The following is a 24,946-nucleotide window of genomic DNA, read 5'->3' on the forward strand; positions in this document are numbered from 1 at the left end:
AACTCATCAAAGAAGGTGTAAGCGAACGAAAACAGTTATGCCAGCCGTTAGCATGAATGTTACGGTGGCAATGATGGAGCGAGGAGAAAAACGACCAATCCCGCAAATACCGTGACCACTAGTACATCCGCTGCCAATGCGAGTACCTATTCCCACCAACAAACCCGCAATGGCAAGAGTGACAGGTGAACTACCAAAGTTTTGTGGCATTTCACCGAATGGTGCGGCTATGGCGCCACCAATAAGTATTCCTACAATAAACAGTCCACGCCAAATCCAGTCACTACTTGGAGCAGAAATACACCCACCAAGAATACCGCTGATACCTGCGATCCGTCCATTGAACATCAATAATAAAATAGCCGAGCAACCGAGTAATATTCCACCTACAAGGGCTTTGGTAAATAACAATAAGTCCATATTGATCTCCTTTAAGGTTGCTGACAAAATAATTTGTGCAATGTCACTACTAGGCATTTAACCTTTGGTTCAGACAAGGATTAAAACACTTGCTGAGATGACTTACGGGCTTTGATCAACTTGTGTTTCTTTAATACGGCTAAATGGGGTCTCATGACGAAAAGAACATTTTTTATCGCAACCTCTTGAAAGCCTTGCTATGACTGGGGTAGAAAGAAAAAATCGATTTTTATACCGTCTTACCGATTAATTGCAGTCTATTGAAATTAATTAAGTTTAACATTATTGTATTTTTCATGATTTATTTTCACAACAATTTAATTTAATTTAAATCATCAGGTAAACTTTGAAAGAAAATTAGGTTTTAGTTATGTAGCTATAAAGGGTTTGTCGCTCTTTTATTAGCTCTCTTTTGAATTCCGGGTTTTGCGCACATTTCCTCGGTAAGTTCATTTTGATGCTATTTGCAATCGATTTACCATATTGAAACAGCTAAAAATCGAATATTGATAGGTTCCTGAGTAAAGAAACTCATAAGAATATTATGATTCTTAAGGGGGTGTGTGGAAGAACCCCCAAATATGCCGTTTTTGATGTAATGGATTAAATTTACTTATAATTTTTGTAAACAAACACCTTTGTTTCTGTGATTTTTTAACAAACTGTAAAAATATCTGTTCATTCGTGCTAATTCAGCAGTAACTAATCTTTAGGGATGTCGCAGTTCAAATAATACCAATTTAAATTTCAACGCTTAATTTGTCATACCTGCGACTTGTGCCCAAATTAACCAAAGACTCTGGACTCCTGCGTTCGCAGGAGTGACGATAAAATTGGTATACATTCTTCCGCCACGTCCCTTATAACTAAAATTCGTTCAATTTACTCATGAATGAGCAATAAACTGAACGTAGATAAAGTAGACCAGTTTAGTTGACCACAAATGGCTGATTTTTGGCTTCCAGTATGTTTGCAGCTTTAGTTAAAAATAACGACCGTTAAATTGAACCATGTAAGAAACTAAAAATATCATTGCCCTAGCTCATTTCTGGACAAAAACGTGTTTCAGTTCCAGTTCATAATCAATAGATTGCATTAGAAAAAGTATTTATAAAAATAAATGATGCAGATGAATTTAAGTCTGCTCTGGCTGTTAAGGTGCTTAAGTTTCAAACAACATCTAAATAACAGGCAGGAATAGTTGATTAATGTGTGTTTTCTAATAAAAATCATTTGTTATGACCATGTTCTGCAACTTAATGGGTTGCCCCCCTTATCAAACCCCCATGACTTTATAATGAAAGTCGTTGGATTAACGACATAATAAGTTAAACATTTACCAATCCATTCTTTTTTATGGAAGTGCGGTAAAATCTCTTGATCGCTAAAATGATAAATTAAATTTCCATCCGTATCTTTATCGATATGAGTTAAACCTTGCCCTGTTATTGCAAAATCCCCTCTTCTTAATTCCCCTGAATTTTTAAACTTAAATGGCATTTTATATATCATCACTGTGCCTATATCATTGTCACGGTAATTGACGAAGTCATTATGTCCGACAGCACAGCCAGAAATACTTAAAATTGATAATAAAAATAATACGTTACGCATCGATGTTATGCTTACACATATTGGGCGTATAACCACTTTAGTCCTTATATATTTTTTGTTAGCAGTTTATGGACTGAAGTAAATGCTCAGTAGTTTTTTTGAATTGTATTTCAGAAACTGGCACTTTATCTCCATTGATAATGGGGGTAGGAGGGGTAATGTTGATTTGTTTCTGATTTGTCACTTTTTCTGAGTCAACCCATAGATAATAGAAATCGTATTTTTTGCAATTAAATACTCCCAAGCCACTACAATAAGTTTTAACTTTGGTGTCTTTAATTAAAGCGTCGATGTTGAAAGTTCCATTAAATGATGGTGTACTTAAAGTCATCGTCGTGTCTAGCCAGTTAATGCTACTTCCTTGAGGTACGCTTAAAGAAAAATACAGAGAATTATTCGTTAACATAACCTTATAATCGGCTTTAGTGTAGGAGTGTTTAAAAACTAAAGGAATTTGACCGCAACCGTCAGTTACAGCGATGCCATCTTCTCCTTTCGGCTTCATAAAAGTGTAATTACTTACTGTACACCCAGATAGGAAAATCAATATACAGATAGGGAGTAACTTATGCATCTGGCCACCTTTAAGTGTTAACGTTTAACCTGATATTTAACTAAGGCTTCTCTTCGCAGACATATATTATAATGCGTTTTGCATGCATTTCTGATAGTAACTTCAACGTAAAACAAGAGCCTCTTAAAAGAACGTTTAATTTTGATTAAAAACAGTAAATTTAAGTCAGTTAACAAATGGAGTTTTTCACAAAACCCAACAGCACTTGAATCAATTTTATAGGAACCCATCAGATACGGGTAACAAATAAATGAGAAAATCTGAGGAGAAAAACGTTATTTATTGAGATAATAAGCCGACTAAAACTATTCTCAAAATAAAATGCCGATACTCGACCGAATACCGCTTAACTCCTCAGACAAATTCGATCTTCTCTTAAAAACTATCGCTTGCCAAGTGCATGGTGCAGTTTCTTCTCTTTCTGATGAATTTAATGTTTCTCGTAAAGCCGTTTACTCCGCTAAATATGCGGCTCAATCGGCACTAAAGTGCCTTGTTACTACCAACGACGAATCTGATGTCATTACATCTGTAAATGTTGACGTACCACATCTTCGCCGTTCTATTGTGGCTTTATCAATCACAGCACCTAACTCTATTCGAGCAATTGAAGAACAAATCCCACTCATTTATCCAGGCTGTAAAGTCAGTTACGGTTACATTCAAGGCGTTATCGTTGAAGCTCAAGAGCAGGCTAAGTTATTTAACGAAAAAGTGTCGCTATCAGCCATAAAGAGTGTGGCCATCGATGAGATGTTCAGCCAAGGTGACCCCGTACTTGCTGGGATAGATCTCGAAAGTGGTTATTTATTTTCACTCTCTCACGAACAAAAGCGTGACGGTGAAACTTGGGCACGAGTTTTAGGTGAAGCTAAATCACAAGGATTATCACCTCAGCACGTCGTTAAAGATGGAGCAAAAGGAATAGCGAAAGGCGTTAGCATGAGCTTTGAACATGCAGAGCAACGTGATGATGCTTTCCATGCGTTGTATATCGTAGGTAAGGCGCTGAGAAAGGTTGAACGTCGGGCGTACTACTACATTGATAAAGAGGCTAGTTTGGAAAAAAGATTGCATAAAGATGTATTCGATACAGAGAAAAAGCAGCAGGCAATGGTTGATTTATTAGGCGTGCAAGCGAAATGTGAGCAAGCGATTGAGCAATATGAAAGTGGAACGAAAAGCAGAAATCATCTCCACCAAGCTTTGACCAGTATTTCCATGAAAACGGGTAGCCTCATGACGAAAAAACAGGCTGAAGCCTTGCTAACGAAGGCTGTTGATGGCTTAAAAAATACTGAGCATAAAGATGGCATCACCGCTGCTAGATACATAAAAAATCGTTTGAAAGGACTGACATTAGCAACTCAAGCACTTCACGAAAAGTTACTGAAACTTGGCGAACTTTATCCTCAAGAATGCGTTGAAGTGGCTTGTCGCTTCTCTGAACGAAAGCGCCAATTACGAAAAGCTAAACCTTGGAAAATAGCGCGGTATCAGAAAGAATTAGTTGGCAGTTATCAGTGGTTGCGACTCCGTTTAGGCAAGAGTGCCAGCGAACTTATGCTGCAAGTGGAAGCGTTGCATCAAACTCGCCACAGAGCATCAAGTGCCATTGAAGGATTTAATGCCACTCTACGGTCTTACCTTTATGTCCGTAAAGGAGTCAATCAAGGTTTCCTCGAATTATTTAAAGCTTGGTACAACCTTCGCTCAAGACGCTGGGGGAAACATAAAGGAACTTCATCGTATCAGAATATCACAGGGAAAAAAGTTGATGACTGGCTAACAATGCTGAATTTTCCACCTTCGGATTTACACCACTAAGCACTCACAAACTTTGTGTGATTTACGGTAGCGGTTCAACTGAGGTTGAGCTGGCGATCTCTCTTTGATTTGTTACCTTTAAGACCTATATTTTGATCAGTCCTAATGAAATTGATTGCACCGAGCATATATCCAATTTCAATAAGTACCAGTAATCAACCTAACTTGTCACCTTAATATTAACCCCCTGTGTCAGACTTGTTGTCACTCCTAAAATTTAATCAATTTAAACTGTTTAGGGAGCGGAAGTTAGACACCTAAATGACACATTATTCAATTGAACGTAAAGAAGCTGTACTGAGTAAAATGCTTCCTCCACACAATATGACAATCGCTGCGATTTCAAGAGAAGAAGGCATTTCTGTACATACCCTGTATTATTGGCGAGACAAAGCAAAAGAAGCAGGACATCCAGTGCCAGGGAAAACATTAAATACAAACAATTGGTCAGCCGAAGCAAAGCTAGCTGTTGTCATTGAAACCGCAATAATGACTGAATCTCAGTTAAATCAGTATTGTCGTGAGAAAGGAATATTTGGTAGTGGGCTGAAGCAGCTTTCAGTAATGTCACTGCAGGGCCCCATTGATTACCGTCGAGTTGTCCGGATGGATAATTGTGTAAGCTGCAAAATCCAGCAAAGTTGCGCGATGATATTGGTGAAGGTCTTGGGCGATATTTACTGTTCGATGGCAGTTGTGACCAAAAAGCTGCAGCCATTGCCCAGTCTTCACGAATGGGAATGATTGCGCTGTCAGCTAATTCAGACTTTAACGATGAAAGACATTGGTCTAGTTGAGACAATGAGCTTGCCATAACCGTTAGTACTAAGTGATGTTCACCATAGACAATTCGACCTGATGCTAAGTCATCAAGGCCGTCACCAATGGCATGTACTTGTGAATGAGCTAGATCGCCTGTGCTCTATAAACGGTTTTGTTGTCGGAGTAATAATTCCGTTGCTACAGGCTTGGATAGAAACTGAAAGCTTTGAGTTAACACTAATTCAAATGGAGTTGATAACAATGCATTAAGCAAACCCGCTTCCGTGTTTTCTGGATATTCCGAAATCCCCAAACATGCACCAAAACGGGTTTGCGTAATACCTTTCAGTGCAAACGTATCGCCACCAAATAATGGTCTGACTCGGCTAATGCTTTTTGAAATATCGGCTTTGGGGCTAATACGTGACTGCCATTCACCATTAACAAGATAATCCAAGAAGGTCAGTACTTCAGAATAGAAATGGTCGTTTTTAAAATAAATGTCTAATCGCTTAGGTTGATAGGCACTTAATGACGCCATAACCGTATCAACAATACTGTCTAACGCTTTCAGTGCTTTGACTTGCTTGTCGATTAATTGCGTATGCTTAGCGCTTCGACTCAACCAGCTTAATTTATTGTTTTCGCCAGTGGCATACACCACCGTTAGATAAAGTTCATTCACCACCAATTGACTTTGACAGACTTTTTGGGCGTATTTTTCGTTGAGCTTACGGTCAAACTCACAATCAAAAGTTCCTTCAGGAAATACTTTATGCTCACGGCGGATGATATGCGTCCATAAACAAACGTTCGGACTACTGATATTTCGCAGCAACAAATTAAATTGCTCTTTCCAAAGATTGATTTGCTCAGCATCTAAGGTTTCATGCGGTACACCTTTGAGCTTTATGACTTGCAGTAAATCGCCGTTATGAGTATTAACGGTATGCTCATCAATATGAGTTTGAAATGGAATGAACTCAGCAACAGTATTTTCACGCTGCCATTCATGAGTTACGGCTTCAGCTGTCATGCGAGTTTCCTCTTTTTTGTAATGCCTCTTGTGCTAGCTCTTGTATTTGCAAATGGACTGGCAGTAGCAACACCAAAATGACGCCAACCTAATGATTTGGCCTTCGTTGAAAGCCACAATTGGATGAGCCGAAATTGTCTTGGGTCGCGTAAGCAAAGGCTATACATGCCAATGTGAGCAGGAATATAAAGTAGTAATATGAGTGGATTTTTAGTAGCTATCATCACCATAGCAACTAAACCGCCAGCGACAATAATGCCATCTAACGTCACCCCCCATTTCATCGCAGGACGAGTGGCAGCAACAAATAACGGATCTTGATTATTCATACGACTTATCCTAAATAAGTAGCCTTAAGAAACTGCAGAGATAATGAGATCAACAATAGTTGCACCACCGAACACCAATACGATGCCAGCGATGTACTTGCCGCAGGTCTCGCCAGTAATGCGGCCGAACCAAGCCAGATAACCCAAAATGGCAATTCCGATAATGGCAGCACTACGAGCAATGCCATTGGTTAGCAGGTCCATCACCCAATCCACACCTTCAGTAATTGGGTTAGCAAAGGCCAGTTCAGGCACAAGGAATAAAATGAGCAGTAAAAAAAGACGGGCAAACATCGCCCGACAAGGTGGTTGTGGAAATCTTGCGGATTGAATGTTGAGTAGTGAGTATATTTTCATCTTTGCACTCCAACCTCTTAATTGAGTTGAGCATAAAGACACTTAACATCCCTGATAGCATCAAGCTGAATAAGTCGATGTCAGGATAATTGCATTGCGTAAATTTGCTGTAAACCACTCACAACAAATATAATTTCAAATGTTTAAAAATGTTCAGAGATGTTTAGTTTTGGGATGGGATTGAGAAACAATAAAGGTAGAAGAAGTCATGAGATATCTTCTATCGGTAAACTTACACGGTAAACCTTTATACCTACATCACGATAAGATTGTGACAAATGTCACCGAAATATCATGACATACAGCCTTTACATTAATTCAGCAACTCCGCATTATAGTTGTCGACAAAGTAAAAGAAAAACTCTTATTTTACAAAGAATAATCAATAAAAAATGGATTTCAGGAAAACAACAATAAGGATATCAATGTGCTGACATTAAACGAATATAGAAGTAATTTTGAACAATCAACAAACCGCTCTGTCTCAATGCCAATTGCAGGAACAATTATATGGAGCCTAGTTGGGTTATTGAGTACGCAATTTGATCAAGATGTTGCTATCTATATTTTGCTTTTTGCAACAGGTGGCATTTTCCCTCTTGCTATCGTAATTGCCAAATTCAGAAAAGAAGATTTAATGTCTTCTTCAAACCCTCTAGCAAAACTTATGGGTCTTTGTATCTTAATGGTCAATTTGTTATGGGCATTGCACTTACCTCTTCTTTTTAGTGCACCTGAATTTGTTCCTATGAGCATAGGAATTGGATTAGGACTCCATTGGGTAGTTTATTCATGGATAGTTAATCATCCTGTTGGGATCATTCATGCCGTTCTCAGAAGTATTCTGATATTCATAGCTTGGTACTTGTTTCCTAACAACAGCTTGCTTGCAACGTCTTGTGTGGTTGTGTTTGTTTATTTGATAAGCCTTTATCAAATGCTGAATAGAGAAATCAAAAAATCATAATTTGAAGTTGGTAATTGGCTATAAACCGTAAACAGAAGGTGTGCATATCGGTCAACGAACACTTTGATAAATATTTATGGAGTTAAAAGTGAATAAAAATAATTTAAGAATAATAATTGCTTTGCCAATAATTGGGATATCTACTTTTAGTTATCAATATTTTGAAATTGGTAAAAAGTCCATAACCATTTGGGAACAAGAAGCAGGTAAGATCAAAGAAACAGCTTATATTAGTAAGATTGGCATTTATGATGAATCTTGTAATGAAATTATTTATGAAGTTTTCTATAAAAATGTAAAAAATAAGCCCAAAGAAATAAGTGAGCTTGGAATTAGTCATAAAGATGTAAATAGTGGTTATGCAAAAAAAGAAGATGGAACTCCTGATTATTCCTTATGGGTTAGCTCAGAAGGTGGTAAAGGTTTAAGAAGTCTATCATTGAGTGAGCTTAAAGATGGTAGTGGTTCAATCAAATATAGAGTCTGGATAACCCCTGAAACAAAATCTGCTGAAACAGATAGATTTTCTGCATTTATCAGATCTTTTGATGATAAAGATAATCAAATAAATCATTTTGACCAAGTTGAAATTAAGCATACTAAACTTTGGGATAATAGCTGTATTTAGAGGCAGTTAAACAAATGGAGTTGGTTGTCCCATTGGTAGACAGGTATGATATCAAGAGGTGATTTTCATACTTTTTTAGATAAACACTGTTAGCAGTAAAATATCTAGTAACTTTAGTAACCGACATCAAGATTAGATATTAATCATCTGATTTATAATGAGTTTATCGGTTACATAATCTAGTAACTTGGTGTAAACCACTATGTGACCTCATTGATTTATAAAGAATTATATATTTCTTAAATTAACTACTTTATGTGTAACTCGGTCACTTAGTGGTTACTAAAACGGTTACTTTTTGATATGCAATAAAACCTATATAAATCAGTCAAATAAATCTTAAATTTTTCTCGGTTACTATAGTTACTGGTTTTGAAGTGTATTACAGGAATTTAGAACCCTATCGTAGTTTTTGAGCTAAACCTTGGTACTGCAACAACTTGATAACCTGTGTTTAGTACTGAAACTACAAGGTAAAATGCACCAAGTTCAAAAACACTTAGCTCAATATTTTACACTCATTTTAGAGGTGGGTTTTGCGAGTATTTTGCGGGAGTTTTGCGAGTTAGAATTTTAAGCTGTACGGTAAAACGAAATTTCCTTTTGCATTTCAACTAGATAATTGGTCGGTATGAGAGGATTCGAACCTCCGCCCCCTGACACCCCATCATTACCACCCAACAAATTTAAGTAGTTAATAAATATAGAAAAATACCTAATACCCATCACAAAAAAATATACATTAAAGGTCAAAATCGACATTATGTAAATCAATGGCTTAAACCATAGTTTTGCGCACTTTTAAAATTAACTTACGTGATCTTACGGCTTAAAATTCAGCTTTAATTTAGGTTCTGATTATTATTAGATTTATTGAATATTACTTCATTCAAAGCAAAATGGTTCAATATCAAAATATCTCCTTAAGTGTGTTTTAACCAGTTGTACGCTTATTATATTAAAAGTGAGGTTCGGTAGACGCTTAAGATAAGTTTAAAGGGTAATTTAGGTAATCGAACACAACAACCAACTCAAGCAATTGTAAATAAACACTTTAATTTGATTTTTTAAACAATAAAAAGGGTAACATCAAGGGTAACTAATAGGTAATATGATTACCCTATAAAAAGTAATTTTCCTCCAAATTAAATTATTTATAAATCAATGGGATTACTTTTTTGTTACCTATAATTACCTCTGAAAGGTAATCAAATTTATCATTAATTTTCAAAATGTTATATGTGAACTCGATTAACCATTACCTTATTACCTTGAGGGTCGATATATTTTGACGTAGGCAAATACTCAATGGAAACTGACAATACCTTAAAACTCTTTGTGCAATCACAATTCAATCTTCATAGAAAGGCAACTTAAATTCACCTAGGCTCTTTCCTGATAAACTCCAGAGCATTTGCTTTTCCTATTTCTACGTCTTCAATACGTAACTCTATAGTTGCTATGCAGTCACCAATTAAGCTTATTTTTACAGACATAACCTTTTCAAAAAATTGTAAGCCCCAAAAATCACTCTTACTTTTGAAGCTCCAATCTAAAGTTGTATATTCAATTTCTGAAAGATATTTTTTAGAAAGTGGAGTTCCAAAGCTTTTTATTAAGTATGACTCAGTAACTCGTAATGGTAAGTTAAAGGCTGAATCCACTACATTTGAGAACTTACTGTAACCATCTACCGGCGCTTTTTGTATGTCATTTAAATAAACTCTTCTGTATCCTTGGTATTTAAAACGCTTCCAATCCCCTATTTTGGCGATATCACTACAAACAGGTTTGTAGTCCATAACACTTTTGCCGGGTTCGGGGCCAAATAGCACTTCAGCTTCTACCTGTGATGTGATAAGGGATAGATATAGAAACAAAGTTATTGTTTTGAAATTTTGCACGTTATGGTCAGCTCAAACTTAATTCAGTAGGTTATAGCAATGTTTTTTTGTATTGCTAACATCTTGCCTTATGTGCTTTTCGTTCGATAATCGATTTAATGAAAAGCAGTTAAAAGTAACATTAGTTTTAATTGAAGAAAGATTTCTGTACTTCTGAGGCTATAATAGGAAAAAGTGATTCCCGTTTATTTTCTGGCTGTTTTAGCCAGTTATCAATTAGTTTTTTGCTTGCCTCCATTCCCTTGACTTTGTCGAAGTCAACAACCTTCAAATACTCATTAGTGTACAAATCTAAATTTCCATTCATGAAAGTTAGCAATGGATATTCTGAAAAAGATATCAAGTACAAATCATCACTTAATTGGTAGACGCTCTCAATTCCTAAAGATGTCGCAGGAATGCTTGTTTTAGACAATCCATTCATTCGATTGCAATCACTATCTGAAATATGTGCAGTATTTCGGTTTAAGAGAATTGATTTTTTTATACTTAAAGCCTTACCTTGCCTATCAAAGCGCACATAACCATCGAAGGGGGAAGAACATCGCCCCCCTATTCCTTTATAAAGTTTGTTTTGACCAATACGATAAAATCTTGAATAGTTTTCACCATAACTAGTTATCAAAGAAGATACATCTTTTAACTCAAGTGTTTTAATTTTTTTGAACACTCTTGTTGCCGAATCTAGTTGACCAGTATATGTTTCCTCTTCGACGACTTTCCTGTTTTCAATATCGTACAGTACTGCTTTTTTTATTTTATCTCCGAGATAAAATGCTGAAAGCAAGAAAAAATTTTCGTGATTTTTATATAGAAGGTAAGTGATATATTCGCCATTATAATCATCTGAATATAGAAATATTGGACTCTTTTTTAAGGAATCTGACTCTGTACTTTTCGAGTGGGCGAAAGGCACTAGAAATAGGCTTACAAGTACCGGAAAAATCAAAACCCAATTAGTAAATTTATCTATCTTCATATCCCTAAACTCCTTCTCAGCTACCACATAGGGTACTTCCTACACTTTAAAGACGAAATTTAACAGAACAGGTAACTATTGACTACGTTTAAATGACATCGTTTCTGTTCAATATTAATCTCTATCCTTTTTGATATTGTTATTTATTCTTCCTCAGTGACTTATTTATCAATCATCACAACTCAAACGCCCGTTTAGCAATTTAAAACTCTTTCTTTTCTATGCCATTTACTCACCTATTCCTGTGTGCAATTGTTTCCACATCGCCATTTAATAAACTGTTTCATGTTGCAAACCGTTGCATACCGTTGCAAAAGCAATTCTATTTTCTGTGAGTGGTTTACAACCTTTATCTGGCATGTGATTTTCTAAATACGTTCAATTTACTCGATGCTTTCAACGGATTTTAAGTGTCTTTCATTTAGCTCAATGTTTGGAGTACGAAATGAAAGTGAACTCACTCATTTCAACTAAAACAGCAAGCACTCATGGCTTTCGGGCGCTTAGCGCCCATCTTTTTTTGCTGTTGTGTTTATGGCTGGTACCTGAACTGGCCTTTGCTAACCCGATTACCGAAGGTGTTGATTGGGTTATGGATTTGCTGACCAATGGTATTGCTCGAAGTGCAGCAATTATTGGTATTGCCATCTTGGGTTATTTGGCGTGGTTTGGTCGTATTACTGGCGAAACTTGCGGTAAATACATTGCAGGTATTGTACTCGTCTTTGGCGGCACCACCATTGTCGACCTCATCATTTCAGCTGTGAAATAGGAGCTGATGCTATGCAATATCAAGATCCTTTATTTGTCGCCGTTACTCGCCCAGCGATGAAATGGGGCGTGACTTTAGACGGCTTAATTGTCGCAGCAGGTTTAGTCGCCATTTTGATGATTGCCACTAAAAATCCGTTCACCTTACTTCTGTATTTTCCAATCCATGTCGTGATGTACGGTTTGTGTTTGCGTGATCCCCGCATTTTTAGACTGCAACATTTGTGGTTTATCACTAAAGCAAAATCCCTTGGCTGGCGTCACTTTGGTGTCGCAACCGCTTGCCCGGTTATCAACACTCGCAGCCCTCATTACGTTGCAGGCCGTTGGAAGATGACATCATGAGTGTCCATTCAATGCCAAAGCGTTTACCTAAGCAAAAACTCGCATCAAAACTATGGCAACAAGAAAACCCTGTCGCTGATTTTATTCCTTATCAAACTTTGTGTGATTCACATACGGTTAAAACCCGTGATGGTGAACACCTGCAAGTCATTAAGCTGCAAGGTATTGCCCACGAAACCAAAGATGCTGAGCAAATCGAGTTATGGAAAGAGCAGCTTAATTTAATGCTACGAAATATTGCAGCGCCTAACGTTTGCTTATGGTCACACATTATTCGTCGTGAGTATAAAGCCTTTCCGGATGGTAACTTTGAGTGTGAATTTGATCGTAAACTCAACCAAAAGTATGCCGCTAAGGTGTGCCAAAGCCAGTTGTTTATTAATGAGCTGTATCTGACGGTGATTCACTCTGATGGTATTACTCAGCCATTAAGCCTGTTTAAGAAAACACCGACACCAGAGCAATGTATTGCCCAGCAAATGAAAGCCATTCATGCACTCAATGAAGTGGTCAGTAGTGTTAAAGCATCGCTTGCTGAGTACCAACCTGAGTTGCTTGCTACCTATTTTAAAGACGGCCATTTTTATTCAGAGGTTTTGACCTTCTTAGATTTCTTGGTGAATGGAGAATGGCAGCAACGCATCTGCCCTACCATCGATGTAGCTGATGCTTTGCCTCGGGTACGCCCGCTATTTGGTGTCAATACCTTCGCTCTTAAGGGCATGATTGACACTCAATACGGGGCTTGTTTGAGTATTGCTGAATATCCTGAACGTACTGAGGCGGGTTTATTAAATGCCCTACTCTCTGCACCTTTTGGCTTTATTCTCAGTCAGAGTTATCAGTTTTTATCTAAGCCACTGGCGACTCAACTACTCATTCGTCAACAAAATCGATTAGTGACTACCGGTGATTTAGCGCAGTCACAAGTAGGCGCTATCTCGTTGGCCTTGGATGAACTGACGTCCAATCGCATCGTCTATGGCGAACATCATCTGGTACTCACCATTTTGGCCAAAAACACCAGCGATCTTAATCAGCATTTAGCCAGTGTAAAATCTCAAATGGCCGATTTATCGATCATCCCAACTCGTGAGAGCACTGGATTAGCTGCCGCTTATTGGTCACAACTGCCTGCTAACAGTAAATACCGACCTCGCCCAGCACCGATCTCTTCTCGCAACTTCGCAGGATTTTGCAGCTTTCATAATTACCCAACGGGACAGATTGATGGCAATCAATGGGGGGCAGCCGTCACCTTGTTCAAAACCGAATCGAGTGCGCCTTACTACTTTAACTTCCACGAAAGTCGCACCGAACACCAGTGCACCTTAACCAACCTAACTCATAAGGAGAACATAGAACGTGAAAATGGTATGAACGTCTCGCTCAAGGATGAGCATCACGCTTTGGGTAACACCTTAATTATTGGTGCATCTGGCTCAGGTAAAACCGTATTACAGGGGTTTCTAATTTCGCAAAGTAAGAAGTTTACCCCGACACAAATCATCTTTGATAAAGATCGTGGTTTAGAAGTTTATGTTCGGGCTTGTCGTGGGTTATATCTGCCACTGCAATTGGGGCAAGCTACTGGACTAAACCCGTTTCATATTGACGATACGCCTGATAACCGCTTGTTCTTAACCTCATTGATGAGCAAATTAGTCGGTGCTGAACTCACTCATCATCAGCAACAAGAAATCACCGATGCCGTTAGTGGCGTAATGGCATTAACTAAACCTTTGCGCCGTTTAAGCCGCTGTTTGGAATTCCTCGATCCCGTTGACAAAGATGGTTGTTATGCCCGGCTACAAAAATGGTGCAATGATGGCGAACTCGCATGGGTGCTCGATAATCAGCTGGATGAACTGGATGTAACTCAGCAAACATTATTAGCATTTGATGTGTCTGAGTTTTTAGATCATCCCGAAGTCAGAACCCCAATCGTCATGTACCTGTTTCATCGTATTGAAAAGCTGATTGATGGTCGTAGGCTACAGATCATCATAGACGAGTTCTGGAAGTTGCTGCTCGATGAATATTTTGAAGATTTAGCCAACAACAAGCAAAAAGTCATTCGTAAACAAAACGGCATTATGGTATACGCCACTCAATCGGCTAAAGATGTGTTGAAATCACCAATCGCACATACGCTGATTGAACAATGCGCCACCTTCATTTTTATGCCCAATCCCAAAGCCAAACGAGAAGATTACATTGATGGCTTCAACCTCACCGAACATGAATTTGAAATCATTAAAACCAAGCTGCAACCTAGCTCACGCAAATTTCTTGTTAAACGAGGCCATGACAGCATAGTCACGGGTCTGGACTTACAGAATTTTGATGAAGAGTTGGCCGTCATTTCAGGTACTACCGACAAAGTGACTTTATTGCACCAGTTAGTCTCAGATGTCGGCAGCGATCCCAAAGACTGGCTGCCGCTGTACTTCAAAGCATTAAGCGATAAACGAGGTGAACAATGAAACGCTTTGTTCAAACCGTCATTGCCATATGCAGTCAACGGCAATCCAGCGCCTATTTCTTTGGTACCTTGATGACTATGTTGCCTTTAACAGCGCAAGCCTTTCCTGTTATTGATGTCGCAAACCTACATCAAAACATCATTCAGGTGAAACATCTGCTTGAAGAAATCAACACCCTCAAACAACAGCTACAAACTGCAAAAGATCAATTACACAGCATCAACGGGATTCGGCATATGTCTGGTGCCATTGATTCGGTGTATGACATCAGCGTTAAAGTTGACCCAAATTTGTCTCTCAAACAACAAGGCTTACACAACAGCCAATGGCTTAACTTGGGTGGTGATGTAGCTGGACTGTATGACGATGTTAATCGTTATCGAGGTCGCTGGTTTGGACAAACTCAAGTATCACTGCAACAAACTCAAACTCGATATCAACAGCTCATGCGCTTAATTCAGAAAATTGATAATGCACCTCAACAAAAAGACATTGAAGACTTACAAGCTCGGATTGATGCCGAAGGCGTGATGATGGCCAACGAACAAGCCAAACTTCAATTACTTGAAGCACAAGCCAAGGCCAGTGACGCCCTAACTCAGCAACGCATTACCCAAATGGCCGTTGAATCTGGCGGGGAATTACACCCGATTCATGTGAACTATTAACAACCTTTTACCTTAAAAAATCCAAGGACGGGTACAACATAAAGAGAACGTACCCATGAAAGCACAACATTTATCTATTATTGCCATCGGCTCATTAGCCTTAACCGCTTGCTTTGATAGCAAACAAACTCAAGACAATACCACTGCTGCGCATACCGTTAATTGGTATCTGGCGCATAACAACCAGCTAGATGACACCTTAAACCGTTGCAGTAATAATCCAGCCAAATATCGTAATCAGCCTGATTGCATAAATGCTCTGCAAGCGGCCAATCAACGCAGTGCAGGTGAATTACACCCACTTCACATTGATGTCGACAAACTGCCTAAGCATCATGGCTGGAAATAGGTGCCCACGCCCTAAATGGAGAAATGATTATGGCAGCTCAAAGTAATCTCTATCAAAGCATCTTTCACATGGTTGACCATGCGCTCAATAACTATGTGCAGCAAGGCTCTGTACGTTTGATTGATTTTTTGTTGCCGCTGTTCAGCAGTTTGATGATTATCTGGATTTCGATTTGGGGCTTCAGCCTGATGATGGGAAAAAGTGATGCGCCGTTGCAAGAAGGCTTTTTTCGTATTCTGCGTGTCGGCTTTATTTTAGCCTTGGGGCTGACGGCAAGCCGTTACAACCAAACTGTGGTCACGTTTTTAAGTGATACCCCGCAAACTCTCGCCTCAATAGTTACGGGCAGCTCAAGTCAAGATGCTGCTGCTTTATTAGATAGCTTGTTCAGCCAAATCTTTGCTCTTGCTGATACCTCATGGAAACAAGGCGGCATCATGAACGGCAACTTTGGCATGTACTTTCTGGCCATTGCCGTGGTGCTAATAGGCAGCTGTCTCACCTTGTTAGTGGCTTTCTTTATTCTGCTCAGTAAAGTAATGGTTAGCATTTTACTTGCAGTCGGCCCGGCATTTTTTGTGTTATTACTTTTTCAAGCGACCCAACGCTTCTTTGAAAGCTGGCTGGGCATGGTGCTCAACTTTGGTTTTGTGCTGTTGCTTGGTGTTGCTTCCGGTCAGTTAATGACAACTGTAGCCGCTGATTATCTACAACAAATTTCCAGCAATCACTCTACGGTTTCTACCCTTAGTGACAGCTCAATGCTTTGCGTTGTTTTGGGGCTTTGTATTTTAGTGATGAAACAAATCCCGGCCATGGCCGCAGCCCTTGGCGGTGGAGTAGCAATTGCAGCGAACGGCGCCATTGCTCACAGCCTGCATTCACTCAGACCAACAACACTCCGCAATCAATACCGTAACTTACGCCGAGATTTGAACTACACAGGCCAAGCCATCGGATTACCGTTAAAACCTGTCGGGGCTGGCTATCACGCTTATCAGCAACACTTTGGTGGCAATAGCATGTCACAGCGTAATGGAGGAACACCTTAATGAAGAAACTACTCAGCCTGAGTTTAATTTTATTGTTGTCCCATTGTGCCAGTGCGCCTAAGCCGCCTCACTGCAAAGACGATGGTAAAGGCTTGAAGCCAGTAAACACAACTCCGATAACGCTTACCGCTAAGGAGAAAAATGACTAATATGCTGCCTGACACACTCAACCTACCGCTTTCAGAGAAACAGTTTACAAAGCAATATTTCAAAGAAGCCAGAGGTTGGGATGCCGAGCTAAGCACTCGTACTCAACGTTCTGAGCAACGAGCATGGCGTTGCTGCGCAATATTAACGCTCATTGCCGTGCTTCAAGGTATTGGTTTAGTGTGTTTACTGCCACTGAAATCCATCGAGCCATTTGTGATTCGAGTCGATAACAATACGGGCTTGGTGGATGTCGTTTCAACATTATCTAGTCACGGTAAGGTCAAATTACACGCACAAGAGTTGATGGATAAATATTGGCTCACTCAATACTTACGTCATCGAGAAAGTTATCAGTGGGAAACACGCAGCTATGACCGCAACTTAGTTGGCGTGATGTCATCAGAGCCTGTGCAACTCAATTATTCGGTGTTCACTGCGCCTAGATCCAACCCAAAAGCACCAATAAACCTATACGGCCAGTCCGCTCAAGTGCGAGTGCATATCGAAGCCATCAGCTTTATCGGTAATGAAAAAGTGGCAGGAGAACAACGTAAAACGGCATTAATACGTTACTCAAAACAAATCAAAAGACTTGGTGAGCAGCATCCTGCCAGTCATTGGGTTGCGACCATCACTTTTGTCTATCGTAACGCTCCAATGAAGCTTGAAGATCGACGTTTAAATCCGCTTGGGTTTCAAGTGCTGAGTTATCGTAATGATCAGGCAACGGGAGGTGGTGAATGAAGCCATGTTTGATTTTATCTCTTTCGAAAACAAAAAGTCGCTGGATGCCCATTTTCATAGGCATGAAGATGTTATTCATATCTTTGAATGTTAATGCTCTCGAAACCCCACACACAGGAAATCTTGATAAACGAATACGTCACATTAACTACCAAGCTGAACAAGTGGTGAAGTTGGTCGGTCATTATGGCTTTGCGACTGACATTGCTTTTGCTCAAGGAGAGAGCATCAAACAAATTGCCATGGGTGACCGTGATGCGTGGTCAGTAACGCCAGTGGCCAATCACATCTTTATCAAACCGAAAGCACAGCAAGCTATCACCAATATGACAGTGCTCACCACGCTCAATAAAAGAAGTAGAGTTTATAACTTTGAGTTGTCAGCCCATTGGTCACAACACGGAGCGCATCCTTATCCCAACGATATGATGTTTGCGATTGATTTTCGTTATCCTGCAGATCAGCAACGAATCAACATCAAAGAGCAACGCCAGCAGCAACTCAAACAACAACTGAATGCTGTACAGTCTCCACAAATTCGGAATCAGAATTACTCCTACAAAGGTGATGACAGCATTAAACCCATTCACGCCTTTGATGATGGTCGTTTCACTTACCTGACGTTTAACCGTAAGCAGGATTTACCTGCGGTCTACATTATCAATTCTGATAACAGTGAAAGTTTGGTGAACTCTAACGTTAATCCAAATTATCCAGATACCGTCATTATTCAACGAGTCGTTAAGCAGTTGGTTCTACGCCAAGGCAACGCTGTGGTGTGTTTGTTCAATCAAAACTTCGATAAAGAAGTATCTGCCAACTACCAAACCAGCAATATTCCCAATGTATCTCGCAAGCTAAAAGGAGAGCATCATGAATAATCCGCAATCCCATGAAGAAGCTTCAATAGAGACTCAAGCAGTACCAGAACTCACCGCAAATCAAGCGAGTCGCATGGCTTTGTCCAAACCCGTAATGATTATTTGTTGTTTGGTGTTGATTGGTCTATTGGTCTTAGTTAACGGTGGTTTCAGTCATGCTAAAGATGAACAACAGCAACCTAACACCAACAAAGAGATTGGGAATCATTTAGGTAAACCACCTGAGTTACCTAAGACCAACGATGAACTGAACAACACAGATGACAGCAACAATACAAAATCCAGCTTGTTGCATACGGGATTGGCCGACCTCACTTCACAGCCCGCTAATCCAGAATATGCTGCGGTATCAGCTCGCAAACAATGGACGCCTACAGAGCGTAAGCAGTTCGATGAGATTTTAGTTATCAATCGTAATTCGCAGTTGCCAAGTTCAGAGACTACGCAAAGTGAAGTCAGCAATAGCTTCACAGCTCAACAATCAAGCTCACTATCGGTACAGCTGCAAGCCACCAAACTCAAAGGCAGTGTCGCCAGTCACGTTGTCGACCCCAACCTGTTCATTACTAAAGGCGCTTTTTTAGATTGCATCTTAGAAACAGCTATCAGCTCAGATGTGCCAGGCATGACTCGTTGCCAATTAAGCCGAGATATTTATTCCACCAACGGTAAAGTATTGTTATTGGAAAAAGGCAGTCACATTGTTGGCCAGTATCAAAGCGGCTTACAGCAAGGTGTCGCTCGAATCTTTGTGTTGTGGAATAGAATTGAAACACCAAACGGCGTGATCATCGATTTAGATTCACCCGGTACCGATACTTTAGGTCGCAGTGGCCACAGCGGATTTGTCGATAGTCATTTTAAGCAACGTTTTGGCTCGGCCATTTTACTCAGCTTAATTGGTGACGCTGGTAGTTATGCTGCTAACAAAGCCAATAGCGGAGACAAAAATCAAATCCAATTCGGTAACACCATTGGCAGCAGTAAAGATTTAGCCTCCACTGCCCTGCAAGATTCCATTCGCATCAAACCCACGTTACTCAAAAATCAAGGTGAGCACATTAATGTGTTTGTTGCTCGTGATTTAGATTTCAGGAGTGTCTATGACTTGCAACTTGCTAATCACTAATTCAGCTAAGACAGACTTTAAGACGATTGAGCATTGCCGTGCTGTTGCCTTGCTGGAGCACCTTAAAGTACTCACGCCTTACATAGAGCAAGATGGCGTAACGGAGTTAGTGATCAACAAACCCAATGAATTAATGACGGAAAGCAACCAAGGCTGGCTCCAATACCAAAACGAAAAGATCACTATTGATTACTGTCAAAGACTGGCCAAATTGATTGCCACCTATTCAGGGCAAAAGCTGGATGGCAGTCATCCGATATTATCTGCCACATTGCCCTCTGGTGAGCGAGTACAAATCGCCATTCCACCTGTGACGCTTATTGGACAAATCAGCTTTACCATTCGCAAACCTGCCAGCGTAAATCTCACCTTGGATGACTATCATCAACAAGGTTATTTTCGCTCAATCAGTATTGAAACTGAGCAGCCACTAGAGTGCCAATTAACTCACCTTTACGGTAATAACAAGATAGCGACGTTTCTCAAGCTCGCCATTGAACAGAGAAAAAATATCATCGTTTCAGGCGCAACAGGCTCAGGAAAAACCACCTTCTTTCGCTCGTTACTGCAACAAGTTCCGCAAAGTGAGCGTTTGATCAGCATTGAAAATGTCGATGAACTACAACTGTATCGCACTCACCCAAACAGTGTCAGTTTGTTTTATTCAGCTGGTAATCAAGGTGTTGCACCTGTTACTCAAAAACAGCTTTTAGAATCCAGCTTACGGATGAAGCCAGACAGAGTATTTCTGGCTGAACTTATTCGTGGTGATGAAGCCTTTTACTTTTTGCGCAATATTAACTCTGGTCATCCCGGCAGTATCACCACCATGCACGCTGGCAGCCCCAAACTGGCCATGGAGCAATTAGTGTTGCTGCTGAAAGAAAGCCAAGCGGGGTCAACGCTATCCAAAGCAGACATCAAGCAACTCATCAACTTGTGTGTCGATGTGATTGTGCAGCTGCAGAATGTGAATGGCCGAAGGTTTGTTACCGAGGTCTATTATCGTGGTTAACTCGAGTAAGTCGCTGAGCATCAAAGTTTACCTATTCATCGCAAGCTTAGGCTTAATTGGCAGTCTATGGCTAAGCGGTATGATTTACCTCTATTTTGCTCACTTAAACTATCGCACAGCCACACCGTTAACCGTCATTCGCTACGGCTATTTCTACGGCCACGATAAGCGCACTCAAATATGGTTAGGACTGTCACTGCTATTAGGTTTTCTTCCTATTGGTGTCCCTATCACTTTTAAATTTAAACCTAAAAAGCAGCCGCTGTATGGTGAAGCTCGTTTTGCAACTCAAAGAGAAATCAAACAAGCGGGATTATTGGCCAACAAAGGCATCATCGTTGGTAAACAACAAGGTTTATTAACACAAGCTTATTTACAGTTCTCAGGTCAGCAACATGTTCTCATGTCAGCCCCAACTCGCAGCGGTAAAGGTGTTGGTGTCGTTATTCCTAATTTACTAAGCTGGCATAATTCGGTTGTGGTATTAGACATCAAACAAGAAAACTGGAACATCAGTGCTGGCTTTCGGAAAGCTCATGGCCAGCAATGTTTCCTGCTGAACCTTGCGCCACGGGATTACCAGAGCCATCGCTGGAATCCACTGCATTACATTTCAACCGATCCAAGTTTTCGCATTAATGATATTCAGAAAATAGGTCAGATGTTGTTTCCTAATATCGACAGTGAATCACCAATTTGGCAAGCTTCCGCTCGCTCATTATGGCTCGGTTTAGTTTTGTATCTATTAGAAACGCCGCCCTTACCTGTGACAATGGGTGAAGTGCTTAGGCAATTGAATAAAGGCGATAGCTACTTAATCGAACTGATTAATGAACGCATGGCTGGAGAATTGCCACTCTCTAATCAATGCCATTCGTCATTGAAAGAATACCTCGAAACACCTGAGCGAACCCGTGGCTCAATTCGTAAGAGTTTTAGCTCAGCATTAGAGCTTTTTTACAATCCAGTGATTGATGCGGTTACTGCTAGCAATGATTTCGATTTGCGAGAATTACGCAGCAAACGATTATCCGTTTATGTCGGTGTAACGCCTGATGATTTACAACGTCTAGCGCAGTTGATTAACTTGTTCTTCCAGCAACTAATTGACCTCAATACCCGTGAGTTGCCGGAGCAGAATCCACAATTGAAACACCAAGTTTTATTGTTGATGGATGAATTCGCCGCTATCGGAAAAGTGAACATTCTGAGTAAAGGGATCAGCTACATTGCAGGTTACGGCATACGATTACTCACCATCATTCAATCCCCTTCGCAGCTGCGTGAAATTTATGGCCATGATGGGGCTGAAACCCTGATTGAAAACCATGCCCTACAAATTGTATTTGCGCCTAAAAACCCCAAAGTGGCGAGAGAGATCTCTGAAAGCCTTGGCACCAATACCATTAAACAACGCAGTCGCAGCAAACAGTTATCAGGGCGTGGCGGTCGAAGTGAAAACATCAGCGATCACAGTCGTGCCTTAATGTTGCCGCAAGAGATCATGCGTCTTGGCACTAACAAAGCCATTTTGTTATTAGAAAACTGCTCTCCAGTGAAATGTAACAAAATCAGTTGGTATCAAGACAAAGCATTTATGCATCGAGGCAATGGTCAAACTCAGCAGTATTGGTCGTTACCCACTATTCCAAAAGTTGTGGTGAAAACTCATAAAACCACAGCCGTTACACCCATAAAAATCGCTACGGATGATGGCGAACAAACCGCTGCAAAACCGAAAAAGCAACAGTCACAACCAGTAGCACCTGAAGCCACACCACAAAACCCAAACGCCATTGGTGATGAGCAAGTTAATTCATTAGTCAATGAATACCTCAGTACTTTACCGCAAGGAAATGTTGAATGAATGATGATGCCGTTCTCGAACAACAAACCTTTTTAGCCGTGCCCTATGAAAAACGGGAGCAAGCTCGAAAAGCCATAGGTCAACTGCCCAACGGCAACAATGCACTGAGTTTTGATGGTGATTTAGGGTTATGGTTTGCTCGAACGGGTACGCCCCTTTCAAAAGTTGAACCTTGGCTACCAAACCCTGACTTGTTTCAAACACCCACACATCAAGACCCTGTTATTGAGTTATCTCAGATATTAGAAGCATCAGGATTTGTGCTACCTGAATCCCCTATCTTTGATGGACAAAAACATCGTGTTGCCACTCAAGATGATAAGCGAGGTCAAAAGAGCGGTGTCTATTGTGCTTACAATGATGGACACCCTGCTGGTTGGTATCAAGATCATCGTAATCATAGTGAGCCACAAAAATGGTCGGCCAGTTTTTCTCACAGTGATCCATTAGCAAAATTACACATTAAAGCTCATCAAGCCAATAAAAGAACACTCAGAGAGATCACCACAGCAAAACGTTACCAGCATTATGCTAAACGCTGCAGCCAAGCTTTTCAGTTGATGCCACATGCCAAGGTTGACCAGTCATATTTAGTGAAAAAAGATGTTCAACCCTTTCCAGATGTGATGCAGGATAAAAAAGGTCGCTTAGTGATCCCACTCATGGATGAAAACCATAACATTCATTCGCTGCAGCGGATCAGCCCAAACGGCTTTAAGTGCCTCAAGAAAGCCGCACAAAAGACAGGACACTTCTTCGTCGTCGGTTACAAACCACTTAAAAATGGTGAGCCCATTTTATACGCCGAAGGTTATGCCACTGCAGCTAGTATTGCCGAAGCGACGAATCGTAGTGTGGTAATGACGGTCGACGCAGGCAATATGCCTAAAGTGGCTGAAAAGCTTAAAGCTACTTATCCCGATAGTCAGCATCTATTTCTGGCCGATGATGATAGAAAAAACACGATTAATAAAGGGATTGAGAAAGCCAGAGAATCAGCCAACCTCACTCATGGCCACTTGCTCAGCCCAAGCTTTATTGTTGATGAACAAGAAGCTGGAATGACTGATTTTAATGACCTACACATCAGTCGTGGTTTAGGAACGGTTAAAAGCCAAATTGAAACTTATCTGGAGCGTTGCTGGCCACAACTTAAAAACAAACCCAAAGCGGCAGAATTAAACTCAATCACACTCGTGGGCGAGCAAGCCATTTCACCTGCGGAAACAAGTAAACCTAAACCTGCTAACCAACAGCTCAATGATCAACTTAAGCCACTGACAAAACTCGGTCACACTGACGCTCAAACTGACGAAAATACAGAAAATACAAAGCCAATAGAGCCAAAACCTAATACACTCCCTGACCGAATAAGCAAACTCTACCTTGAAGTCGATAGTAAATATTACTTTAGCAGCCGCCCTAAATGCTTAGCCTTTATCGATAAAGGCAACAAGTTGCAAACCAAGCTCAGTCACACACAAGTGATTAGTGATTTGCTCAGCATCGCTAAACAGCGCAATTGGGAATTCATTAAACTCTCAGGTACTAAAGCCTTTAAACGCCAAGCATGGCTGCAAGCCTCAGTGCAGAATATGAATGTACGAGGCTACCGACCTGATAAAGAAGACGTTAAGAAGCTCCAAGCTTTACAAGCAAAATCAAGTGTTCCAGCCACACAAGCTATCACTCCGAAAGATGAACAACTCAATGAGATTGTACAAGTAAAACCCAGCAAGCCCTTAGATAAACAAGCAACATTGAAAGCAGCACAAAAATTTAGCCAATCCTTGCAACCCGAAGCTCAAAAACAGTTTATGAAAAAGGTGATGCATAAGCTGGAGCATTTTTTTTTGAAGCCTCAAAAAACTGAACACTTATCAACCCAAACCATTAAGGAACCACAACATGACCAACAACTTGAGCACTAATTTAGACGAGAAGCTTTTTGCCTTAAACATTCCCGGCAACGTGGTTGAAGTCACGACTACAGAAGCAGAAAAACTCGGTGCATTCGAAGAAGATGCGCTAACTGAAAATGAAGCATTGGATGCCTCACAAGAAACTTCCGAAAGCGAAGATGAGGAATAGC

General features: G+C 40.3%; 24 protein-coding genes and 2 pseudogenes. 18 read left to right on the forward strand and 8 right to left on the reverse strand.

The window, feature by feature from the left end:
* Positions 1-6: 6 nt before the first annotated feature.
* From E2I05_RS14860 to E2I05_RS14875, 3 genes are all read right to left on the reverse strand, one after another.
* Entirely contained in the window at positions 7-477 is a 471-nt protein-coding gene (locus tag E2I05_RS14860) for a YeeE/YedE family protein (RefSeq protein WP_244935392.1), read from the reverse strand.
* A gap of 1,179 nt (positions 478-1,656) precedes the next feature.
* Positions 1,657-2,034 carry a hypothetical protein gene (locus tag E2I05_RS14870; RefSeq protein ID WP_121855228.1) on the reverse strand — a complete coding sequence of 126 codons (378 nt, stop codon included), beginning with the start codon at positions 2,032-2,034 and terminating at the stop codon, positions 1,657-1,659.
* 58 nt (positions 2,035-2,092) lie between these two features.
* Positions 2,093-2,539, reverse strand: a complete 447-nt coding sequence (locus E2I05_RS14875; RefSeq protein ID WP_121855227.1) for a hypothetical protein — start codon at positions 2,537-2,539, stop codon at positions 2,093-2,095.
* A gap of 390 nt (positions 2,540-2,929) precedes the next feature.
* Here E2I05_RS14875 and E2I05_RS14880 point away from each other — a divergent pair, with 390 nt between their 5' ends.
* Entirely contained in the window at positions 2,930-4,435 is a 1,506-nt protein-coding gene (locus tag E2I05_RS14880; RefSeq protein WP_133309491.1) for a transposase, read from the forward strand.
* A 261-nt stretch (positions 4,436-4,696) separates the two neighbouring features.
* Positions 4,697-5,014, forward strand: a pseudogene (locus tag E2I05_RS22615) (transposase); the annotation flags it as partial.
* Here the strand turns inward: E2I05_RS22615 and E2I05_RS22860 are convergent.
* From E2I05_RS22860 to E2I05_RS14900, 3 genes and pseudogenes are all read right to left on the reverse strand, one after another.
* A pseudogene (locus E2I05_RS22860) lies at positions 4,908-6,233 on the reverse strand (VirB4 family type IV secretion/conjugal transfer ATPase). The pseudogenes E2I05_RS22615 and E2I05_RS22860 overlap by 107 nt on opposite strands.
* A complete protein-coding gene (locus E2I05_RS14895) occupies positions 6,230-6,562 on the reverse strand; it encodes a VirB3 family type IV secretion system protein (protein ID WP_121853758.1) in 333 nt (110 codons plus the stop codon). The pseudogene E2I05_RS22860 and the gene E2I05_RS14895 overlap by 4 nt, the downstream one beginning before the upstream one ends.
* Before the next feature lie 24 nt (positions 6,563-6,586).
* On the reverse strand, positions 6,587-6,961 hold the full coding sequence (locus E2I05_RS14900; RefSeq protein ID WP_243641081.1) for a TrbC/VirB2 family protein: 375 nt from the start codon (positions 6,959-6,961) through the stop codon (positions 6,587-6,589).
* A gap of 385 nt (positions 6,962-7,346) precedes the next feature.
* On the opposite strand from E2I05_RS14900, the gene E2I05_RS14905 reads away from it, so the two are divergent.
* Together E2I05_RS14905 and E2I05_RS14910 are read left to right on the forward strand one after the other, a co-directional pair.
* A complete protein-coding gene (locus E2I05_RS14905) occupies positions 7,347-7,886 on the forward strand; it encodes a DUF7010 family protein (protein WP_243641082.1) in 540 nt (179 codons plus the stop codon).
* An 88-nt stretch (positions 7,887-7,974) separates the two neighbouring features.
* Complete coding sequence (locus tag E2I05_RS14910; protein ID WP_121853760.1) at positions 7,975-8,514, forward strand: hypothetical protein; 540 nt, start codon at positions 7,975-7,977, stop codon at positions 8,512-8,514.
* A 1,379-nt stretch (positions 8,515-9,893) separates the two neighbouring features.
* On the opposite strand, the gene E2I05_RS14915 is transcribed toward E2I05_RS14910, so the two are convergent.
* Both E2I05_RS14915 and E2I05_RS14920 read right to left on the reverse strand, forming a co-directional pair.
* The gene (locus E2I05_RS14915; protein WP_121853762.1) at positions 9,894-10,418 is read right to left on the reverse strand and encodes a hypothetical protein; all 525 of its coding nucleotides are present in this window, start codon (positions 10,416-10,418) and stop codon (positions 9,894-9,896) included.
* A gap of 127 nt (positions 10,419-10,545) precedes the next feature.
* Positions 10,546-11,397 carry a hypothetical protein gene (locus E2I05_RS14920; protein WP_133309721.1) on the reverse strand — a complete coding sequence of 284 codons (852 nt, stop codon included), beginning with the start codon at positions 11,395-11,397 and terminating at the stop codon, positions 10,546-10,548.
* Positions 11,398-11,842: 445 nt separating this feature from the next.
* On the opposite strand from E2I05_RS14920, the gene E2I05_RS14925 reads away from it, so the two are divergent.
* Genes E2I05_RS14925 through E2I05_RS14985 form a run of 14 tightly spaced genes read left to right on the forward strand, consistent with a single transcriptional unit; the run spans position 11,843 to position 24,945 of the window.
* Complete coding sequence (locus E2I05_RS14925) at positions 11,843-12,169, forward strand: TrbC/VirB2 family protein (protein ID WP_121853764.1); 327 nt, start codon at positions 11,843-11,845, stop codon at positions 12,167-12,169.
* 11 nt (positions 12,170-12,180) lie between these two features.
* Positions 12,181-12,513 carry a VirB3 family type IV secretion system protein gene (locus E2I05_RS14930; protein ID WP_121853765.1) on the forward strand — a complete coding sequence of 111 codons (333 nt, stop codon included), beginning with the start codon at positions 12,181-12,183 and terminating at the stop codon, positions 12,511-12,513.
* Positions 12,510-14,999 (forward strand): VirB4 family type IV secretion/conjugal transfer ATPase, encoded by a 2,490-nt coding sequence (locus E2I05_RS14935; protein WP_207805288.1) that lies wholly within the window; start codon positions 12,510-12,512, stop codon positions 14,997-14,999. The genes E2I05_RS14930 and E2I05_RS14935 overlap by 4 nt, the downstream gene beginning before the upstream one ends.
* Positions 14,996-15,667 carry a type IV secretion system protein gene (locus tag E2I05_RS14940; protein ID WP_121853766.1) on the forward strand — a complete coding sequence of 224 codons (672 nt, stop codon included), beginning with the start codon at positions 14,996-14,998 and terminating at the stop codon, positions 15,665-15,667. Before E2I05_RS14935 ends, E2I05_RS14940 begins: the two co-directional genes overlap by 4 nt.
* 55 nt (positions 15,668-15,722) lie before the next feature.
* Positions 15,723-16,016, forward strand: a complete 294-nt coding sequence (locus E2I05_RS14945; protein WP_121853767.1) for an EexN family lipoprotein — start codon at positions 15,723-15,725, stop codon at positions 16,014-16,016.
* Between the two features lie 29 nt (positions 16,017-16,045).
* On the forward strand, positions 16,046-17,068 hold the full coding sequence (locus E2I05_RS14950) for a TrbL/VirB6 family protein (RefSeq protein ID WP_121853768.1): 1,023 nt from the start codon (positions 16,046-16,048) through the stop codon (positions 17,066-17,068).
* Positions 17,068-17,217 carry a hypothetical protein gene (locus tag E2I05_RS22105; RefSeq protein ID WP_165905495.1) on the forward strand — a complete coding sequence of 50 codons (150 nt, stop codon included), beginning with the start codon at positions 17,068-17,070 and terminating at the stop codon, positions 17,215-17,217. The genes E2I05_RS14950 and E2I05_RS22105 overlap by 1 nt, the downstream gene beginning before the upstream one ends.
* A complete protein-coding gene (locus E2I05_RS14955) occupies positions 17,210-17,962 on the forward strand; it encodes a VirB8 family type IV secretion system protein (protein ID WP_243641083.1) in 753 nt (250 codons plus the stop codon). Before E2I05_RS22105 ends, E2I05_RS14955 begins: the two co-directional genes overlap by 8 nt.
* Positions 17,959-18,843 carry a P-type conjugative transfer protein VirB9 gene (gene virB9, locus E2I05_RS14960; RefSeq protein ID WP_121853769.1) on the forward strand — a complete coding sequence of 295 codons (885 nt, stop codon included), beginning with the start codon at positions 17,959-17,961 and terminating at the stop codon, positions 18,841-18,843. Before E2I05_RS14955 ends, virB9 begins: the two co-directional genes overlap by 4 nt.
* Positions 18,836-19,972 (forward strand): type IV secretion system protein VirB10, encoded by a 1,137-nt coding sequence (virB10, locus tag E2I05_RS14965; RefSeq protein WP_179952725.1) that lies wholly within the window; start codon positions 18,836-18,838, stop codon positions 19,970-19,972. Before virB9 ends, virB10 begins: the two co-directional genes overlap by 8 nt.
* A complete protein-coding gene (gene virB11 / locus E2I05_RS14970) occupies positions 19,947-20,987 on the forward strand; it encodes a P-type DNA transfer ATPase VirB11 (protein ID WP_121853770.1) in 1,041 nt (346 codons plus the stop codon). Before virB10 ends, virB11 begins: the two co-directional genes overlap by 26 nt.
* On the forward strand, positions 20,947-22,854 hold the full coding sequence (locus E2I05_RS14975) for a type IV secretory system conjugative DNA transfer family protein (RefSeq protein WP_121853771.1): 1,908 nt from the start codon (positions 20,947-20,949) through the stop codon (positions 22,852-22,854). The genes virB11 and E2I05_RS14975 overlap by 41 nt, the downstream gene beginning before the upstream one ends.
* Positions 22,851-24,785 (forward strand): LPD7 domain-containing protein, encoded by a 1,935-nt coding sequence (locus tag E2I05_RS14980; protein WP_121853772.1) that lies wholly within the window; start codon positions 22,851-22,853, stop codon positions 24,783-24,785. The genes E2I05_RS14975 and E2I05_RS14980 overlap by 4 nt, the downstream gene beginning before the upstream one ends.
* On the forward strand, positions 24,763-24,945 hold the full coding sequence (locus E2I05_RS14985) for a conjugal transfer protein TraD (protein ID WP_121853773.1): 183 nt from the start codon (positions 24,763-24,765) through the stop codon (positions 24,943-24,945). The genes E2I05_RS14980 and E2I05_RS14985 overlap by 23 nt, the downstream gene beginning before the upstream one ends.
* The last annotated feature ends 1 nt before the right edge of the window (position 24,946 follow it).

The organism is Parashewanella spongiae (assembly GCF_004358345.1).
In the GTDB taxonomy this organism is placed as follows: Bacteria; Pseudomonadota; Gammaproteobacteria; order Enterobacterales; family Shewanellaceae; genus Parashewanella; species Parashewanella spongiae.

Bases quoted from the DNA above. Each gene is read 5' to 3' on its own strand.
- E2I05_RS14935 (WP_207805288.1), top strand. From the start codon at position 12,510: ATGAGTGTCCATTCAATGCCAAAGCGTTTACCTAAGCAAAAACTCGCA.
- E2I05_RS14955 (WP_243641083.1), top strand. From the start codon at position 17,210: ATGACTAATATGCTGCCTGACACACTCAACCTACCGCTTTCAGAGAAA.
- virB10 (WP_179952725.1), top strand. From the start codon at position 18,836: ATGAATAATCCGCAATCCCATGAAGAAGCTTCAATAGAGACTCAAGCA.
- E2I05_RS14875 (WP_121855227.1), bottom strand. From the start codon at position 2,539: ATGAAGCCGAAAGGAGAAGATGGCATCGCTGTAACTGACGGTTGCGGT.
- E2I05_RS14975 (WP_121853771.1), top strand. From the start codon at position 20,947: ATGGCCGAAGGTTTGTTACCGAGGTCTATTATCGTGGTTAACTCGAGT.
- E2I05_RS14895 (WP_121853758.1), bottom strand. From the start codon at position 6,562: ATGAATAATCAAGATCCGTTATTTGTTGCTGCCACTCGTCCTGCGATG.
- E2I05_RS14930 (WP_121853765.1), top strand. From the start codon at position 12,181: ATGCAATATCAAGATCCTTTATTTGTCGCCGTTACTCGCCCAGCGATG.
- E2I05_RS14950 (WP_121853768.1), top strand. From the start codon at position 16,046: ATGGCAGCTCAAAGTAATCTCTATCAAAGCATCTTTCACATGGTTGAC.
- E2I05_RS14945 (WP_121853767.1), top strand. From the start codon at position 15,723: ATGAAAGCACAACATTTATCTATTATTGCCATCGGCTCATTAGCCTTA.
- virB11 (WP_121853770.1), top strand. From the start codon at position 19,947: ATGACTTGCAACTTGCTAATCACTAATTCAGCTAAGACAGACTTTAAG.
- virB9 (WP_121853769.1), top strand. From the start codon at position 17,959: ATGAAGCCATGTTTGATTTTATCTCTTTCGAAAACAAAAAGTCGCTGG.
- E2I05_RS14985 (WP_121853773.1), top strand. From the start codon at position 24,763: ATGACCAACAACTTGAGCACTAATTTAGACGAGAAGCTTTTTGCCTTA.
- E2I05_RS22105 (WP_165905495.1), top strand. From the start codon at position 17,068: ATGAAGAAACTACTCAGCCTGAGTTTAATTTTATTGTTGTCCCATTGT.
- E2I05_RS14980 (WP_121853772.1), top strand. From the start codon at position 22,851: ATGAATGATGATGCCGTTCTCGAACAACAAACCTTTTTAGCCGTGCCC.
- E2I05_RS14940 (WP_121853766.1), top strand. From the start codon at position 14,996: ATGAAACGCTTTGTTCAAACCGTCATTGCCATATGCAGTCAACGGCAA.
- E2I05_RS14880 (WP_133309491.1), top strand. From the start codon at position 2,930: ATGCCGATACTCGACCGAATACCGCTTAACTCCTCAGACAAATTCGAT.
- E2I05_RS14860 (WP_244935392.1), bottom strand. From the start codon at position 477: ATGCCTAGTAGTGACATTGCACAAATTATTTTGTCAGCAACCTTAAAG.
- E2I05_RS14925 (WP_121853764.1), top strand. From the start codon at position 11,843: ATGAAAGTGAACTCACTCATTTCAACTAAAACAGCAAGCACTCATGGC.
- E2I05_RS14870 (WP_121855228.1), bottom strand. From the start codon at position 2,034: ATGCGTAACGTATTATTTTTATTATCAATTTTAAGTATTTCTGGCTGT.
- E2I05_RS14920 (WP_133309721.1), bottom strand. From the start codon at position 11,397: ATGAAGATAGATAAATTTACTAATTGGGTTTTGATTTTTCCGGTACTT.